At 48.5% G+C, this 14,886-nt stretch carries 13 protein-coding genes; 7 read left to right on the forward strand and 6 right to left on the reverse strand.

The features are described 5' to 3' along the window. The first annotated feature begins 19 nt into the window (after positions 1 to 19). From PMG71_RS23235 to PMG71_RS23245, 3 genes are read left to right on the forward strand one after another with little or no spacing between them, the layout of a single operon-like run. The gene (locus PMG71_RS23235; RefSeq protein WP_283756119.1) at positions 20 to 1,351 is read left to right on the forward strand and encodes a TIGR03985 family CRISPR-associated protein; all 1,332 of its coding nucleotides are present in this window, start codon (positions 20 to 22) and stop codon (positions 1,349 to 1,351) included. Positions 1,352 to 1,372: 21 nt separating this feature from the next. Then, positions 1,373 to 2,170, forward strand: a complete 798-nt coding sequence (locus PMG71_RS23240; RefSeq protein WP_283756120.1) for an SAM-dependent methyltransferase — start codon at positions 1,373 to 1,375, stop codon at positions 2,168 to 2,170. Positions 2,171 to 2,174: 4 nt separating this feature from the next. Continuing rightward, positions 2,175 to 2,831, forward strand: coding sequence for a class I SAM-dependent methyltransferase (locus PMG71_RS23245; RefSeq protein WP_283756121.1), 657 nt, complete (start codon positions 2,175 to 2,177; stop codon positions 2,829 to 2,831). A gap of 14 nt (positions 2,832 to 2,845) precedes the next feature. On the opposite strand, the gene PMG71_RS23250 is transcribed toward PMG71_RS23245, so the two are convergent. The 6 genes from PMG71_RS23250 to PMG71_RS23275 all read right to left on the reverse strand — a co-directional run bounded on the left by PMG71_RS23250 (position 2,846) and on the right by PMG71_RS23275 (position 8,135). Continuing rightward, complete coding sequence (locus tag PMG71_RS23250; protein ID WP_283756122.1) at positions 2,846 to 4,078, reverse strand: BaiN/RdsA family NAD(P)/FAD-dependent oxidoreductase; 1,233 nt, start codon at positions 4,076 to 4,078, stop codon at positions 2,846 to 2,848. Further along, entirely contained in the window at positions 4,078 to 4,239 is a 162-nt protein-coding gene (gene rd / locus PMG71_RS23255) for a rubredoxin (protein ID WP_283756123.1), read from the reverse strand. The genes PMG71_RS23250 and rd overlap by 1 nt, the downstream gene beginning before the upstream one ends. A gap of 35 nt (positions 4,240 to 4,274) precedes the next feature. Further along, positions 4,275 to 5,462, reverse strand: coding sequence for a TRC40/GET3/ArsA family transport-energizing ATPase (locus PMG71_RS23260; protein ID WP_283756124.1), 1,188 nt, complete (start codon positions 5,460 to 5,462; stop codon positions 4,275 to 4,277). A 100-nt stretch (positions 5,463 to 5,562) separates the two neighbouring features. Beyond that, positions 5,563 to 6,180 (reverse strand): hypothetical protein, encoded by a 618-nt coding sequence (locus tag PMG71_RS23265; RefSeq protein WP_283756125.1) that lies wholly within the window; start codon positions 6,178 to 6,180, stop codon positions 5,563 to 5,565. 2 nt (positions 6,181 to 6,182) lie between these two features. Continuing rightward, a complete protein-coding gene (locus tag PMG71_RS23270) occupies positions 6,183 to 6,566 on the reverse strand; it encodes a C6orf136 family protein (protein ID WP_347179383.1) in 384 nt (127 codons plus the stop codon). Between the two features lie 21 nt (positions 6,567 to 6,587). Further along, positions 6,588 to 8,135, reverse strand: coding sequence for a type II CAAX endopeptidase family protein (locus PMG71_RS23275; protein ID WP_283756127.1), 1,548 nt, complete (start codon positions 8,133 to 8,135; stop codon positions 6,588 to 6,590). Positions 8,136 to 8,246: 111 nt separating this feature from the next. Here PMG71_RS23275 and PMG71_RS23280 point away from each other — a divergent pair, with 111 nt between their 5' ends. From PMG71_RS23280 to PMG71_RS23295, 4 genes are all read left to right on the forward strand, one after another. Next, on the forward strand, positions 8,247 to 9,158 hold the full coding sequence (locus PMG71_RS23280; protein WP_283756128.1) for an AAA family ATPase: 912 nt from the start codon (positions 8,247 to 8,249) through the stop codon (positions 9,156 to 9,158). Between the two features lie 386 nt (positions 9,159 to 9,544). Continuing rightward, a complete protein-coding gene (locus PMG71_RS23285) occupies positions 9,545 to 9,685 on the forward strand; it encodes a hypothetical protein (RefSeq protein ID WP_283756129.1) in 141 nt (46 codons plus the stop codon). Positions 9,686 to 9,872: 187 nt separating this feature from the next. Next, on the forward strand, positions 9,873 to 11,378 hold the full coding sequence (locus PMG71_RS23290; RefSeq protein WP_283756130.1) for an efflux RND transporter periplasmic adaptor subunit: 1,506 nt from the start codon (positions 9,873 to 9,875) through the stop codon (positions 11,376 to 11,378). 82 nt (positions 11,379 to 11,460) lie between these two features. Next, positions 11,461 to 14,688, forward strand: a complete 3,228-nt coding sequence (locus PMG71_RS23295) for an efflux RND transporter permease subunit (protein WP_283756131.1) — start codon at positions 11,461 to 11,463, stop codon at positions 14,686 to 14,688. Positions 14,689 to 14,886: the final 198 nt, after the last annotated feature.

Genomic DNA, 14,886 nt, shown 5'->3' on the forward strand with positions numbered 1-14,886 from the left:
CCAATTCTCCGGTAACCTTATGGATATTGACATTGACTTGACTTCTCCTCCTACCGTAATCTTGCTCAAATATTTAGCCAGGGCTGCTTTGCGGCAAAAATCAGCATTCCTACAGGCGATTCGTCTCTGGGTAATCTTGCGGGTTTTATATGAAGAGCCTTCTATTAAAGATCCGTTTACCTTTCCCGAATGGCGAGAGTTTTGGTTTACTGCTTCTCACCCGAAAAGCGATCGCCTCCCAGATAACCACGATCGCACCTGTCCTTGTAGCAAAACCACCCAAGACTGGTTATTACAAGCCTTGAGTCCATCGGAAATTACCCTATGGTGCGAGCAATTCGTCCAACAAGAACAATGCTCTTTAAGCCAGATCCAAGACTATTTACAACAGCGTCCTTTTCAGGTCACCCGCCGATCCTTGCAAAGTGATTTTTATCGCCTCCGGGATCTGGGGTGGCTCACTGGTCGAGATCGCCTCTACTCCCGCGTTAGCCAACCCCCCCTCGGCTATCCCATCAGCAAAAACGCCTCCCCCCTTTGCACCCTACCCTTAATCAATCCCGATTTAGAACTCACCGTGCAAACCCTCTTACAACCCTTGGGAGGTCATCCACGATTTTTCCTCTATCTCGATTATGTCGTCCATCAGAGTCAGCAAGACCGGGTAGAAGACTGGCAAAATTTACTCAAACAAATCTGGACACAAACCCCCATTCCTCCCCTAGAATTGAGCTATAACAGCGCCAAATTGGGAAAAATTTGCACGGTCATCATTTACCCCGTCAGTATCTATTATGTGCGTCGCGCTCTCTACCTGTGCGGTTTTGGAGCAACCCCCCAGGGGACTGGAGAATGGTACAATTATCGCCTAGAACGGATAGAAAAGATGACCGTGCGATCTTGGGAAGATGCAGATATTCCGACTCTATTGGGCGATCGCCATCAACAGCAAACTTTACCCACACCAGAATATATTGAAACCGAACTCGATCGTGTTTGGGGTTTTGACTTCTGGGAACCTAAGCAATTCCTTTTATACCGATTTGACCGCCAGTTTCATGACCGCTACATTCAAGGAACCCATCGCCATGCCACCTTTAAACCCATCAGCTATGAAACCGTGCGATCGCATCTTCAAAAACACCATTGCTTATCCATCCTCAAGTCAAAATCCCCCCAAGATGCCTATTATCAAGCCGACTATCGAGACAACGATATCAACGTTATTCAAAGACTCAGAGCTTGGCGACCCTTTGGCGAAGTCCTCTGGCCTTTATCCTTGCGAGAGCGCATGAGAGCAGAAGTCAATCAAGAACAATACCTGTATCAATCCCTGGAAGAGTCAGTATAATAGCAAAAAAAATCATTAATAATGACTGCCGAAACCGATTCTAAAACCCCATTCGTACCCTTTACCGCACGAGTCATGGCCGCCATTCGTGCCGCAGAAAGCGATCGCCCCGATCGCCTCTTTTATGACCCCTGGGCGCAACAATTCGTCACTCCAGAGGCAATTGCCTTTAAAGACGAAAAACTACACGCCAGAGATCATGAATATGTAGCCATCCGCGCTCGCTTTCTCGACGATCTGATCGCCTCCTCTGTCCCTCCCCTCAAGCAAATCGTCATTTTAGGTGCAGGAATGGATGCGCGGGCTTTTCGTCTGACTTGGCCCAAAGAGGCTACTCTTTATGAACTGGATCAACCTGAAGTCATTGAAGCTAAACAGACTTATTTTCAGGATATCGAACCTCAGATTAACCGTAAGGCGATCGCCGCAGACCTCACCCAACCCTGGAAAAGTCTATTATTAGAACAAGGGTATCAACCCGAAATGCCTACCCTATGGATACTCGAAGGACTGCTGATGTACCTGACAGAACCAGAAGTTCATAACCTCCTCCAGACCTTATCTGACTTGAGCGCCCCTGAGAGTGTGTTAGGTTGCGATCTGCTCGGAAAAGCTGGCATTGACTATGCACCCTATCGGGGATACTTTAAATCTGGCTTTGATGACCCCATTGCTCTCTTTGCATCCTATGGTTGGCAAGCAATGGTGACAGAACCCAATGAGTTCAGCGTCACCCTAGGTCGTCCCCCCCTCGATACTCCCGTGGATATACCTTTTGAAGGTCGAGCCAGATATCTTAGTGCCACCAAACTCCCTTAAACCCATGGACAATCGTCAGCGAATTCAAGAAATGGCCTATCGTGCGATCGATAATCATGCCCCCTATGCCTGGTTTGAACCCCTCTATCAACAAGCCAATCAGCAAGAAAACCAGATCCCCTGGGCGAAATTAAAACCCCATCCCCTACTGGCAAGTTGGTTACAAAATAATTCCACAGTTGGAACGGGTAAAACGGCTCTAGTTGTCGGTTGTGGCTTAGGGGATGATGCTGAAGCCTTAGCTAATCAGGGGTTTAAGGTCACAGCTTTTGATGTTGCACAAACGGCGATCGCCTGGTGCAAGCAGCGATTTCCCCAGTCTCAGGTTACCTATCAGGTGGCCGATGTATTCGCACCCCCGGAAAATTGGCATCAGGGTTTTGATATGGTCTTTGAATGCTATACCATTCAAGCTCTACCCTTAAAGGTGCGATCGCAAACTATGGAGGCGATCGCCAAATTAGTCACTCCAGGTGGTACACTTCTGGTCGTCACCCGACTTCGAGCCACCGAAACCGAACCCGATGGCCCCCCTTGGCCCCTCTCCCTGTCAGAATTAGACCACTTTCAGGCGATCGGCCTGCAAGAAATACAACGAGAATCCCTAGAACAGGAACCCAACACTCTGCTGGCGATCGAATATCAACCCTTGCCACAGTAGCGTCAAGTGCTGTATCAAATCCCCTCAAATACGCCTTTTCCGGCTAACCAGCCAGTTGTCCAAGCATTTTGGAAGTTAAAGCCGCCGGTAATGCCATCGATGTCTAAAATTTCACCAGCAAAATGTAAACCTGGACAACACCGACTTTCTAAGGTCTTAAAGTTGACTTCTTTGAGGGGAATGCCGCCACAGGTGACAAATTCTTCTTTGAATACCCCTTTGCCGCTAATTTGATAGGTGTCTTGAGTGAGCGCTTGTACGAGTTGATTGAGTTGTGTTTTGGAAAATTGTGCCCACTGGAGGCGATCGCCAACCCCACATTTCTCTAGTAAGTATTGCCACAAACGACGAGGAATCGGTACAGGACAATTCGCCCATAGGGTTTTCGCACCTAACTGAGATTTCACCTTAATCAGCAACTGTCTCAGGTCATCGGGCTTAGATTGGGGTAACCAGTTAATCCGCAATGGCGTTTGATACTCGGTTTTTTTTAATGCTCTTGCTCCCCAAGCAGAGAGCTTCAAAATCGCCGGGCCGCTCAATCCCCAATGGGTAACTAAAACGGGCCCGGTTTGGCTTAATTTCAGGTCGGGTAATTCGACTCGCGCTTCGGTGACTGAAATTCCGCTTAACTCGCGCAGAGCAGCATCATTAATTTTGAACGTAAAGAGGGAAGGAACCGGAGGAACCAGGGTATGGCCGAGACGTTGAGCAAGTTGGTATCCGCTTGGATGGCTTCCGGTTGCCAGTAAAAGGCGATCGCCGCTCATTTCCACTAACTCTTGACCTGACTTCACCTGTATCCGAAACAGGCGATCGCTGGTATTGACTCCCAAAACAGGCGATCGCGTGTGGATCTCTACCCCTAAATTTAGGGCTGCTTGAATTAAACAATCGGCGATCGTCCTAGCATCATCGGTTACCGGGAACATGCGCCCATCAGATTCTGTTTTCAGAGAAACCCCATGGGACTCAAACCAGGCGATCGTATCTCTGGGTTGAAACCGGGTAAATGCTCCCCGCAACGCCTTAGCTCCCCTAGGATAAGACTGCACCAGGGTGGCCGGATCGAAGCAAGCATGGGTCACATTGCACCGGCCTCCCCCAGAAATCAGCACCTTAGACAACAGGGTTTTTCCCGCTTCCAGGAGTATCACCTCCCTCTGGGGGTTCGTCGTTTTGCAGGAAATCGCAGCAAAAAAACCCGCCGCTCCTCCTCCAATAATCAAGATGCGATCGCTAGTCATTAATCTTCCGGTTCAAAATCCTCTTTACCCACCCCACAAACTGGACAAACCCAATCATCGGGAATTTTTTCAAAGGCTGTCCCTGGTGCTATCCCACTGTCAGGATCTCCCTCGTCGGGATCGTAGACATAGGCGCAAACAGTGCAAACATATTTTTTCATAAAATCCCCCTTGAGGATCTGTAGCAATCTCGATTCTAAGCCTTAGCTATCTCAGTAAACCGAATCTTAAGATAATCTTCCTCCATTTTCGCCCCAGAAGGCTTCAGAGCTGCCAAAGACTGGGGTAAAACCAAATTCCGTCGATGGTTACCAATGCGTACATTTAACTCATCCCCCGTTTTATTGAGCTGAATTTGATCTTTGGGAATACCCGGTAAATATAGCTCTAAGCTATAGTGATCCTTATTTTGTACCACCCGAATCGTATTTTCCTCATAATAAACTTGGGTGGGGTCTTCATCTTTATAAAGGGTTTCTTTCAAGCGCTCCAAAGACTCCAAGCCACACATCTCATCGGAAAATAAAGGAACTTCTTTGACGGGAAGCGGACTAAAGTTATCATGAATTTCTTGGCGATATTCCTGTTGATGAGCCTTCCAACGTTGGAAAAAGGGATCGTTCACTTCATCAGGAATAATCCGATTCGCTACCACCATATCAGTCGAAACATTATACAAACTCAAATAGGCATGGGCGCGTAAAGATTCCTTAATCACCATTTTCTCTGGATTAGTCACCAAGCGTACCGAAGTTTGTTTATTGTCGGTTAAAACCCGCTCTAACTCTTCAATTTGCTCATAAAATTCATAGGGCGCATCCATCACTTCTTTATTAGGTAAGGAGAATCCGGCGATGGGCTTGAAGAGTGGCTCGACAAGGGGTCTGAGCGCCACTGACATGCCCTGCAAAGGCTTGTAGAAGCGTCTCATGTACCATCCCCCGACTTCCGGAATACTCAGCAGTCTGAGGGCGGTTCCGGTGGGGGCAGAGTCGATGATCAGCACATCATATTTGCCTTCGTCATAATGGCGCTTCATGCGGACGAGGCCAAAAATTTCATCCATTCCTGGCAAAATAGCGAGTTCTTCCGCTTGCACCCCGTCTAAACCCCGTGCTTGTAGGACTTCGGTAATGTAGCGTTTGACGGCTCCCCAGTTGCCCTCTAGCTCCATGAGCGCATCGAGTTCTGCCCCCCAAAGGTTGGGTTTGACTAATCGGGCTTCATGACCTAATTCGAGATCGAAACTGTCTGCTAGGGAGTGGGCGGGATCGGTACTCAGGACTAGGGTTTTATAGCCGAGTTCGGCACAGCGTAAGCCAGTGGCTGCTGCGACGGAGGTTTTGCCGACTCCGCCTTTACCGGTCATTAAGATTACACGCATGGAGGGTTTGGCCTTTTCTGAAAATGAGTTTACACTTCTTTACTTTACCGGGTTTTACCGGCGATCGCATCCACTAACCTATTCTCAGTTGAGAACACCCCTACATAACTTGCTCATCGACTATCCTCTCACATTGCTGAAAAATATAATTGATGGCAGCAAAGAGTCGATCTAACTCTTGAATCGTATAAAAAATTTTACTTTCCGTAAAACCATTCCTTTTCAGCTTGCCAAACTTCCAGACTTCACCATTAGAGGTAATACCAAACACTTCTTGTTCCGGATTTTCATTCATTTTCTGTGCAGCAATCATTTCAGCCAGACATTGCGCCCATCCTTGGTTAAAGTCATCTTTTTTAGCTTCAACAATCACAAAATAGGGGCGGTCAAACACTCTTTTTCCTAAAGGTGATTTTTGGGCAACAATATATTCTGGAATACCAGATAACGAATCTTCATAGCTGAGGGTTTGATGACTCCACAGAATAAACTTACTGCGGTACTGCTTCCAGACTTCTTGCAAAATCGGAGCGATCATGGCTTCACAGATCGCATATTCTGAATTATCAACTACACCATCTTCTAGAAGAATCTGTAAATGTTCCCGGAAGTAGGGAGAAATTTCAAAGGGTGTTTCCAGAATGAAATTGGATTGAGTTTGGACGATCTCAAATTCTTTGAGAACTGCACTCAAATCTTTATAAGCACTAAAAGGCATGTTTACTTCCCAAAAGGCATATGTTGTTTTAAGACATCTAAGCGGGAAATATCCCAGGTATCAATATGGGAGCAAATTAACCCCTCCTCATTAATTTTTAGTTCGCTCGATCCAGGGATCGAAATGCGAGGTTTCCAGGGTAGGGGGGTATTCCAATGCAATGTCCATCGAGTGTTGATGGTGTTTCCGTCTTGCTCGATGTGGTGTAAGTCCATTTTGATGTTCAGAAACCACCGTTCCATGAAGGATATCATCTGTTGATAGCGATCGCCTCCCCGAAATTGCGTCATTGGATCTTTAAAATACACATTTTCTGCGTAAATACTATAAGTGGGATTCACCGGAAAGCGTTCATAGTCTGCTTTGAGAATATCGATAATGTCCATAGTTTTTTGACTCATTACTCATTAAGAGAGGCTACTACCTAGGAGAAATAAACTTAAGAGCGTGTTTGCATTCCATAAGCTATGGAGGAGAATGGGGGCGAGTAAATTACCGGAACGGGTATAAACAAATCCCATAATGATACCCAATGTGGTGAGGGGAATGACTTCGGATAAACTCAGGTGAGCGATCGCAAAAACCAACCCACTTAAGATAATCCCTAACCCCACGGGAACATAGCGAGTGAGGGAGGGGAGCAGGAAACCCCGAAACATAATTTCTTCAAAGACGGGTGCAGCAACAGATGCGGTAAAGGAGAAACAGGCGATCGCCACCCAATCATTGCCTTGCAGAGCTAAAGGTAAAATAGGATTGCTCCCCCCTTGACCTTGCCATAGGGTTTGATTGATTAAAGAGACGAATAACACCACGGGAATGGCAACCAGAAACCCACCTATTCCCCAAGCAATAGCCGATAGTTGAAAGTCAAACTTAAACCAGTTTGCGGGTAGGGGACGAAAGGGATTAACGGCTACATATAAAACCCCTAATGCTCCAGCACTGCTAATTACATAGGACATCAAAATAATCAGAGCATCGGCGCGAACTCCACTGCCACGGGTGAAGGAAAAAAGACTGAGAAATTCCCTAAAAATGACCGGGGAAATCAATTGACCAATGAAGAAAAAGCCCGCAACGATGACTAATAGAATAGTATCCCAATGCCAAGGCACTTCGGACACTCCCTGATTTTGGGCTAACCAAGAGTTTTTGCGTTGAATGAGCCATTGCACTGCCATGAAGGCTAATAAGGCGGTTCCTAGGAATATGCCCACTGACTGCACCCCAGCTACAATCAACAGTTTCCGAATCCCTTGAAAGGCGATCGCCTGTTGCCGCTCTTCTAACTGCTGTAATGCGACTTCTTCTCCCTGGATTTGATACAGTCGAGTCAATCCCTGATAGCGGAACCATCCTGATAGCTCCAGATCCAGCATTAACTCGGCATCCGAGAGAACTTGGGGGGGATCTTGCCATAATCCGATTAAAATCTCTGCCGTATCTCCGGTTAAAGATTGGGGATTATCGGCAAGTTTTTCCCAGAGTTGCAGGGCTTCTGGCACATCATTGACCTGGGTTTTTAAGAGACCCAAATTCAAATTAATCTTCTCTAAAGACTCCTCAGTAGAGGCGATCGCCAGTTGTAGGGTTTGCTCTTGAGTTGGATTCGCTACCGGTTGCTGCTTTAACGCGATCAATTCCTGTTGAGTTTTCTCCAGATGAGTTTGGCTATCGGTGCGAGCATTCTCATATTGGGCGATCGCCGTTGACACCGGTTCAACCCCAATCAGCGCTTGGCGCAAAGCTCCTTGAGTTCGGGGGTCTAGATTTTCCCCCTGCCATGTAGACGAATTCAGCATCAGATTGGTCTGATAGAGTTCTAACTGACCTTGAAACTGGGGTTGACTCCAACTATTGTACAAAAAGAGAGTCACCAGACTCAGGGCGATCGCCGTTAAGAACAATAGCCCAATTTGCTTAATCGTCAGAGGTTGCTTTTCAGAGGTCATAGAACACTTCTCGGTAGCATGGCAAGATCCCATTGTACCGGAGTATTCTAGACTATCCTGAATGGAAAGCCAGCTATCCTAAAAGAATCAACTTGGGGAGTAACAAAGCGGATGAGAGAGCGTATCCAGCAATTAATCGATAACCTAAATCAAGCGATCGTCGGTAAAAGCGATCCAATTCGTCTGGTGCTTGTAGCCCTTTTATCTGGGGGTCATGCCCTTTTAGAAGATGTTCCCGGAGTCGGGAAAACCTTATTAGCTAAATCCTTAGCCCGTTCCATTGATGGTAAATTTCAACGGATTCAATGTACCCCCGATCTGCTGCCTAGCGATATTACCGGAACCAATATTTGGAATCCCAATACCGGAGAATTTAAGTTTATGCCAGGGCCCATTTTTGCCCATGTGTTGCTCACCGACGAGATTAACCGCGCTACTCCCCGCACCCAATCCGCCCTCTTAGAAGTGATGGAAGAGCAGCAAGTAACAGTAGATGGGTTTTCCCATACCCTAGAATCTCCCTTTTTTGTGATTGCCACCCAAAACCCAGTGGAATATCAAGGGACTTTTCCCTTACCCGAAGCGCAAATGGATCGGTTTGCCTTGTCTTTTTCCTTGGGTTATCCCACGGAGTCAGAAGAATTAAAGATGCTGCAACAACATGCAGGCGAAAAAAATGGCGATCGCCTAAAACCCTGTATTTCCCTTTCGGAAGTGCAGACCCTACAAAAAGAGTGCTTGCAAGTAAAAGTCGAGACTTCTTTACAGCAATATATCGTCGATATAGTCAGAGCAACCCGTGAAGATGAAGAGATTACCTTGGGGGTGAGTCCCAGGGGTGCGATCGCCCTACAACGAGCCAGCCAAGCCCTCGCCTTCTTAGAAAACCGCGATTATGCCGACCCCAATGATGTCAAATTTTTGGCTCCCCATGTGCTGTGCCATCGCATGATTCCGGCTGGAGGACGACAAGCAAGGGTCATTATCGAGCGGTTGTTGCGCTCAGTACCCACAGGGACTTAAAGCCTTGATCCTGGCAGGGGATGGGGCGAGTTCACCTCATTGATACCCCTCTTCTGTTAAACTGGGAGATTATGACGTTTCATGTCCGCGAAGCCGAAATTTCCGCCATTACAGCCCGCCATCGCTTCGCGATGCGGAGCATTATCGCGAACAAAAGAATCAGGGTTTCATATCAAGTCCGCTTGCGGAAACCGGACATGAAAATCGGAAAAGACAAGCGGGCAAGATGCCCGCACTCCTGGAATCCCTTAATATTACTGGAGTGGGAGCGTCTCGCTCCCTAGAGTTTTGATTATTGATTAAAAATAATCATTAGAAGAAAACTTCTGTTTTAGATACTGTAACCCCTTCCATAAACTTAAAAGAATGGTGGCAAGCCAAACCCGATGAAATGCTGTGGCAAAGGGGCCGATTTCTCCTTCGAGGAATCGAAAAAAAATCGCGATCCAGAAGCGCTGACACTCTATTCTATTGCCCAAGCGCAGCCCCAACAAGGGGATCTCGAACTCGCTCGAACTCTGGAATAGTGAAGAATACCGACTGCCCTACCTCTGGACAGCCTTTACCCTTCAGGGAGAAAGGAGGAATCAGAATTTGCAGCAAAAGTTATCCCACAAGCTTAACAATGCGTAATAATATAAAGAAGAGATAAAGACTACCCATTCATAGGCAAGGCCAACGCCTAGACCCAAAGCATCCAAATCGGAGGGATACATGAGTGAAAAGCCAGTCAGCGAGATTGACAATTCATCGAAACCAACGGAAGCACAAGAAACTCCAATGACTGAAGAGATAACTCCTGAAAAGAACGAGGAGAAAAAACCGGGATTACTATTGGGTGTAGGCATTGGCCTAGCAGTTGGCGCATTGGCAACCTATGCCTTCAATACCCTAAATCGTTCTGAACCCACTCCCGTGCAACCGGTGGCGGCTTCTCAATCGGCCGAACCAGTGCAAACGGTTACCCTGGCAACGGTAGACCTGGCGAGAATTCCCCGCACATTTACGGCGACGGGGACGGTAGATGCTTATGACTTGTTACCGGTTCTTCCCCAGGTGATGGACTTGCAAATTCGCCAAGTCTTGGTGGATGAGGGGGATTGGGTGGAAAAAGGACAATTAATGGTGGTTTTAGATGATTCAGTTCTGCAAACCCAAATTAGTCAAGCCCTGGCAGATGTAGAAGCGAGTCGGGCGGTGGTGCAAGAGCGTCAAGCGGCGGTGGAGCAGGCGAAATCGGCTCTGCAAGGGGCTTTGGCGGCGAAAACGGAGGCGGAAGCGGGCAAGCAACAGGCGATCGCCTCTTTAGCCCAAGCGCAAGCGGAACTCGAACAAGCGGAACGGGACTTGGAGCGCTCGGAAACTTTAGCCACAGAAGGCGCTATTAGTACCCAAGAAGTAGATTTAAGCCGCACGAAAACTAAAAATGCTAGGGAAGCGGTGCAAGTGGCTAAAGCCAATGTGAATAGCGCAAACGCCAGAATTAGCAGTGCGACAGCCAATGTGAACAGCGCCCAAGCTACCATCAGCAGCATGACGGCGAATGTGAATACCGCTTTAGCCCAACTGCAAAGCCAACAAGCTAGGGTGGAACAACAGAAAACCTATCTGGCTCAAACCCAAGTAACTGCGCCATCGAGTGGTAGGGTCAGCGAACGAACAGCACGGGTGGGAGATTTGGCCAGTCCGCAAACGCCCCTATTTCGGATTATTAATCAGGGCGCTCTGGAATTGGAACTGAAAATCCCCGAAACTCAACTGAGTCAGGTGACTATTGGGGCCCCGGTGACCTTAACCTCGGATGCTGATAGTCGGATTAATATTGAGGGCACAATTCGAGAAATTTCGCCCCTGGTGGATGCCAATACTCGCCAAGCGACGGTGAAGGTTGATTTGCCTTCGTCTACTGTGTTGCGACCGGGGATGTTTTTACAAGGGAGTATTACGGCGCAAATGGTGCAAGGGTTGGTGATTCCGGCTGAAGCAATACAACCCCAAGCTGATGGCAACGCTATTGTGTATCAAGTGGATGAAAATAATCAGGCGATCGCCCGCACAGTCGAAGTCGGCTCTACCCTGGGGGGAGACTCCACCCAAGTAGAAATTAAACAAGGCCTGAATTTAGGCGATCGCATCGTCGTTCTCGGTGCAGGATTTATCAACGAAGGCGATATCGTCCGCGTCGTAGACAGCACCGCCCTTAATCCCACCGTCAACTAGCCCTTTATAGACTGTCTAAGGAAAGGGAAAAACCTGGTTTTCCCTATTCCCTATTCCCTATTCCCTATTCCCTCCAACGGAAATGTCTTTCAAAATCTCCTCCTGGTCAATTCACAAACCCGTCCCCACCCTGGTTCTATTCCTGATTTTAGGAATCGTCGGTTTCTTTTCCTTTACCCAATTGGGCATTGATGAAAATCCCAATATAGATGTGCCCTTTGTTTCCGTTACCATTGTGCAACCGGGAGCCGGGCCCACGGAACTAGAAACCGAAGTGACCAAAAAAGTCGAAGATGCCGTTGCCTCCCTAGAAGGAGTCGATGATATTCGCTCGACGGTAACCGATGGTCAGTCCAGCACCAGTATTGCCTTTGAACTGAATGTAAACAGCGACACAGCTACTAACGACGTTCGCAATGCGATCGCCCAAATTCGGCAAACCCTGCCCCAAGACATCGAAGACCCCATCGTTCAAAAAGTGGACTTTATCGGTCAAGCGGTGATCAGCTATGCGGTGACTTCTCCCAAGCGCTCCGTGGAAGAACTGAGTGACCTGGTAGACCGGGACATTACCCGCGCCCTGCTCTCCATTCAGGGTGTAGCTAGAGTAGACCGCATTGGAGGGGTGGATGAAGAAATCCGTATCGACCTGAATCCGGCACGGTTGCAAGCCTTGGGAATTACGGCTAGTGAAGTCAACCAACAAATCCGCGCCTTTAACATTAACCTCCCTGGGGGGCGATCGCAAACCGGCGGCACAGAAAAAAGCATCCGTACCCTAGGCAGCGCCCAAACCCTAGACACCCTGAAAAGCTATCGCATCGTTCTCCCCAGTGGCGAAGCTGTCCCCCTCACCAGTCTAGGAGAAGTTCACAATGGATTTGCCGAACCCCGCCAGCTCTCCCGGTTAACCATTAAAGGAAATCCAGAGGTACAACAAGCTCCGGTTGTGGGCTTCTCCGTCTGGCGCAGTAGCGGGTCTACTCTAGTCAGTGTAGAAGAAGGAGTTCAGGCAAAAGTCGCTCAACTGCGGGAAACCCTACCCGCAGACATCCAACTCGAACTGATTTTCACTAACGCTGACTATACTCGCCTCTCCTATCAAGCCTCCATTGATGCTCTTGTCTTAGGGTCACTGCTAACGGTGGTTACCGTCGGCATCTTTCTAAAAGATTGGCGAGCGACTCTAATTACAGCCGTAGCCTTACCCCTCTCCATTATTCCCACGTTCATCGTCATGAGAGCCTTGGACTATACCCTCAATGACATGACCCTGCTCGGTCTAGCCCTCTCCATGGGGAACTTGGTAGATGATGCCATCTGTATGATTGAAAATATTACCCAGCATATTCAGATGGGTAAACGTCCTTTTCAAGCAGCCCTCGATGCAGCCAATGAAATTGGGTTAGCCGTCTTAGCTACCACAGCTACTATTGTGGCGGTGTTTCTCCCCGTTGCTTTTATGGGCGGCATTCCCGGTAAATTCTTCCAACCCTTTGCCCTCACGGTAGCCGTCTCTACCATGTTCTCGACCTTGGTGGCTACAACCATGACCCCCATGTTGGCTGCCTACTTGTTGAAAGGAAAGAAAGTAAGGGGCGATGTAGGGGCGAACGGCCGTTCGCCCAGCCAAGATGGGCCATCCTTGGATAACTCCGATCCCAATCACCATTCCTTAGATGACCATTTGGCCCATCGGGGCTTTCGTTGGGGTCAACACACCTTTCATCCCTATCGCCGAATTCTCAGTTGGGCCCTGTCCCATCGCATCATTACCCTAATCGTTGCTGTAGCTTTGTTTATGGGATCGTTGCAATTGGTTCCCCTGATTCCGACAGGATTATTTGCGGGGTATGACCGGGGATTAAGTCGGGTAACGGTGGAGTTGCCTCCAGGCTCTCCCCTGGCGTTGACTGACCAGGTAATGCAGAAAACGACCGCAATTTTGCAAGAGCATCCCGCCTTTAAGAGTGCTTTGGCTAGTGCGGGTGAGGGAGATTCGGGGATTAATGAAGGGTTAATTACGGTTAATCTGTTGCCCCAAGAAGAGCGGGAGGTGTCCCAAAAAGAATTTGAACAGGAGATGCGCGAGAAGTTTGTGCAAATTCCGGGAGCTAGGGTGAGTTTCCAGTCCCAAGGTGCGGCGGGGAATACTAAGGATGTATCGGTGGTTCTCAATAGTGAAAATCCAGCATCTCTGAAGAGGACGGCCGATCAGTTGGAGAGTTTTATGCGGGGTCTTCCAGGCTTAGTAGAGGTATCCTCTAGTGCCAGTTTGGTGAAACCGGAGTTGTTGATTACTCCAGACCCGAAACGGGCGACAGATTTGGGGGTCTCGGTGGAGGCGATCGCCCGCACAGCCTCTTTAGCGACGATTGGCGATAATGATGCTAACCTGGCGAAGTTTAATCTGCCCGATCGCCAAATTCCCATCCGTGTCCAAATTGCTACCGAATCTCGTAATGATATGGAAACCCTGCGGAATTTGCGCGTTCCCAGCCAAAATGGGGGAGTCGTTCCCCTGATGGCCGTGGCGGATATCCACATCGGTAGCGGCCCCTCCCAAATTGACCGCTTTGACCGCCTGCGTCAAGTGTCCATAGAAGGGAATTTACAAGGGCTATCCCTGGGACAAGCCATGGAGCCGATTAATGAGTGGTTAGAGGCCAATCTGCCTCCAGATGTGCAACAGCAACCCTCTGGAGATGCGGAGATTATGCGCGATATTTTCTCCCGCTTTGCCAGCTCTCTGGGGCTGGCTGTTCTGGGAATCTACGCGATTTTGGTTCTGTTGTATAACAATTTTATCTATCCGACCGCGATTATGGCGGCTCTGCCCCTATCTGTCGGTGGCGCTCTTGTGGCGCTGATGATTACCCAAAAGGAGTTGGGATTATTTGCTCTGATTGGGATTGTCCTGCTGATGGGATTGGTGACTAAAAATGCGATTTTGTTGGTGGATTGTTCCTTGGCGAACATGCGCGAGGAAGGCATGAGCCTGAAACCGGCGGTTATTTCTGCCGGAGTCTCCCGTCTGCGACCGATTTTTATGACTACGTTCTCGACGATTGCGGGGATGACCCCGATTGCTTTAGAGTTAGGGGCAGGCTCTCAGGTGCGATCGCCCCTAGCTATTTCTGTAATTGGCGGGATGACGACGGCAACGTTATTAACGCTGGTGGTTGTCCCTACTTTGTTTACCTATATCCATGGTTTCGGTCGTTTTCTGTTGCGTTTAATCCAAGGCCAACCCCTGAAACGGCCTCGCCTAGCCCTCTCTTCTGAAGGAAAAAAGAGCCAGTTTAATTAGGGTTAATGGGTTGAACTAGCGGGCAAGATGCCCGCACTCCCTCAATCTGAGTGATATTACTGGAGTGGGAGCATCTTGCTCCCTGGATTTTTAATTAGGGTTAATGGGTTGAACTAGCGGGCAAGATGCCCGCACTCCCTCAATCTGAGTGGTATTACTGGAGTGGGAGCATCTTGCTCCCTGGATTTTTATAGATCG

The sequence above is a fragment of the Roseofilum acuticapitatum BLCC-M154 genome, assembly GCF_030068475.1.
Classification (GTDB): Bacteria; Cyanobacteriota; Cyanobacteriia; order Cyanobacteriales; family Desertifilaceae; genus Roseofilum; species Roseofilum acuticapitatum.

Bases quoted from the DNA above. Each gene is read 5' to 3' on its own strand.
- PMG71_RS23235 (WP_283756119.1), top strand. From the start codon at position 20: ATGGATATTGACATTGACTTGACTTCTCCTCCTACCGTAATCTTGCTC.
- PMG71_RS23240 (WP_283756120.1), top strand. From the start codon at position 1,373: ATGACTGCCGAAACCGATTCTAAAACCCCATTCGTACCCTTTACCGCA.
- PMG71_RS23245 (WP_283756121.1), top strand. From the start codon at position 2,175: ATGGACAATCGTCAGCGAATTCAAGAAATGGCCTATCGTGCGATCGAT.
- PMG71_RS23250 (WP_283756122.1), bottom strand. From the start codon at position 4,078: ATGACTAGCGATCGCATCTTGATTATTGGAGGAGGAGCGGCGGGTTTT.
- rd (WP_283756123.1), bottom strand. From the start codon at position 4,239: ATGAAAAAATATGTTTGCACTGTTTGCGCCTATGTCTACGATCCCGAC.
- PMG71_RS23260 (WP_283756124.1), bottom strand. From the start codon at position 5,462: ATGCGTGTAATCTTAATGACCGGTAAAGGCGGAGTCGGCAAAACCTCC.
- PMG71_RS23265 (WP_283756125.1), bottom strand. From the start codon at position 6,180: ATGCCTTTTAGTGCTTATAAAGATTTGAGTGCAGTTCTCAAAGAATTT.
- PMG71_RS23270 (WP_347179383.1), bottom strand. From the start codon at position 6,566: ATGGACATTATCGATATTCTCAAAGCAGACTATGAACGCTTTCCGGTG.
- PMG71_RS23275 (WP_283756127.1), bottom strand. From the start codon at position 8,135: ATGACCTCTGAAAAGCAACCTCTGACGATTAAGCAAATTGGGCTATTG.
- PMG71_RS23280 (WP_283756128.1), top strand. From the start codon at position 8,247: ATGAGAGAGCGTATCCAGCAATTAATCGATAACCTAAATCAAGCGATC.
- PMG71_RS23285 (WP_283756129.1), top strand. From the start codon at position 9,545: ATGAAATGCTGTGGCAAAGGGGCCGATTTCTCCTTCGAGGAATCGAAA.
- PMG71_RS23290 (WP_283756130.1), top strand. From the start codon at position 9,873: ATGAGTGAAAAGCCAGTCAGCGAGATTGACAATTCATCGAAACCAACG.
- PMG71_RS23295 (WP_283756131.1), top strand. From the start codon at position 11,461: ATGTCTTTCAAAATCTCCTCCTGGTCAATTCACAAACCCGTCCCCACC.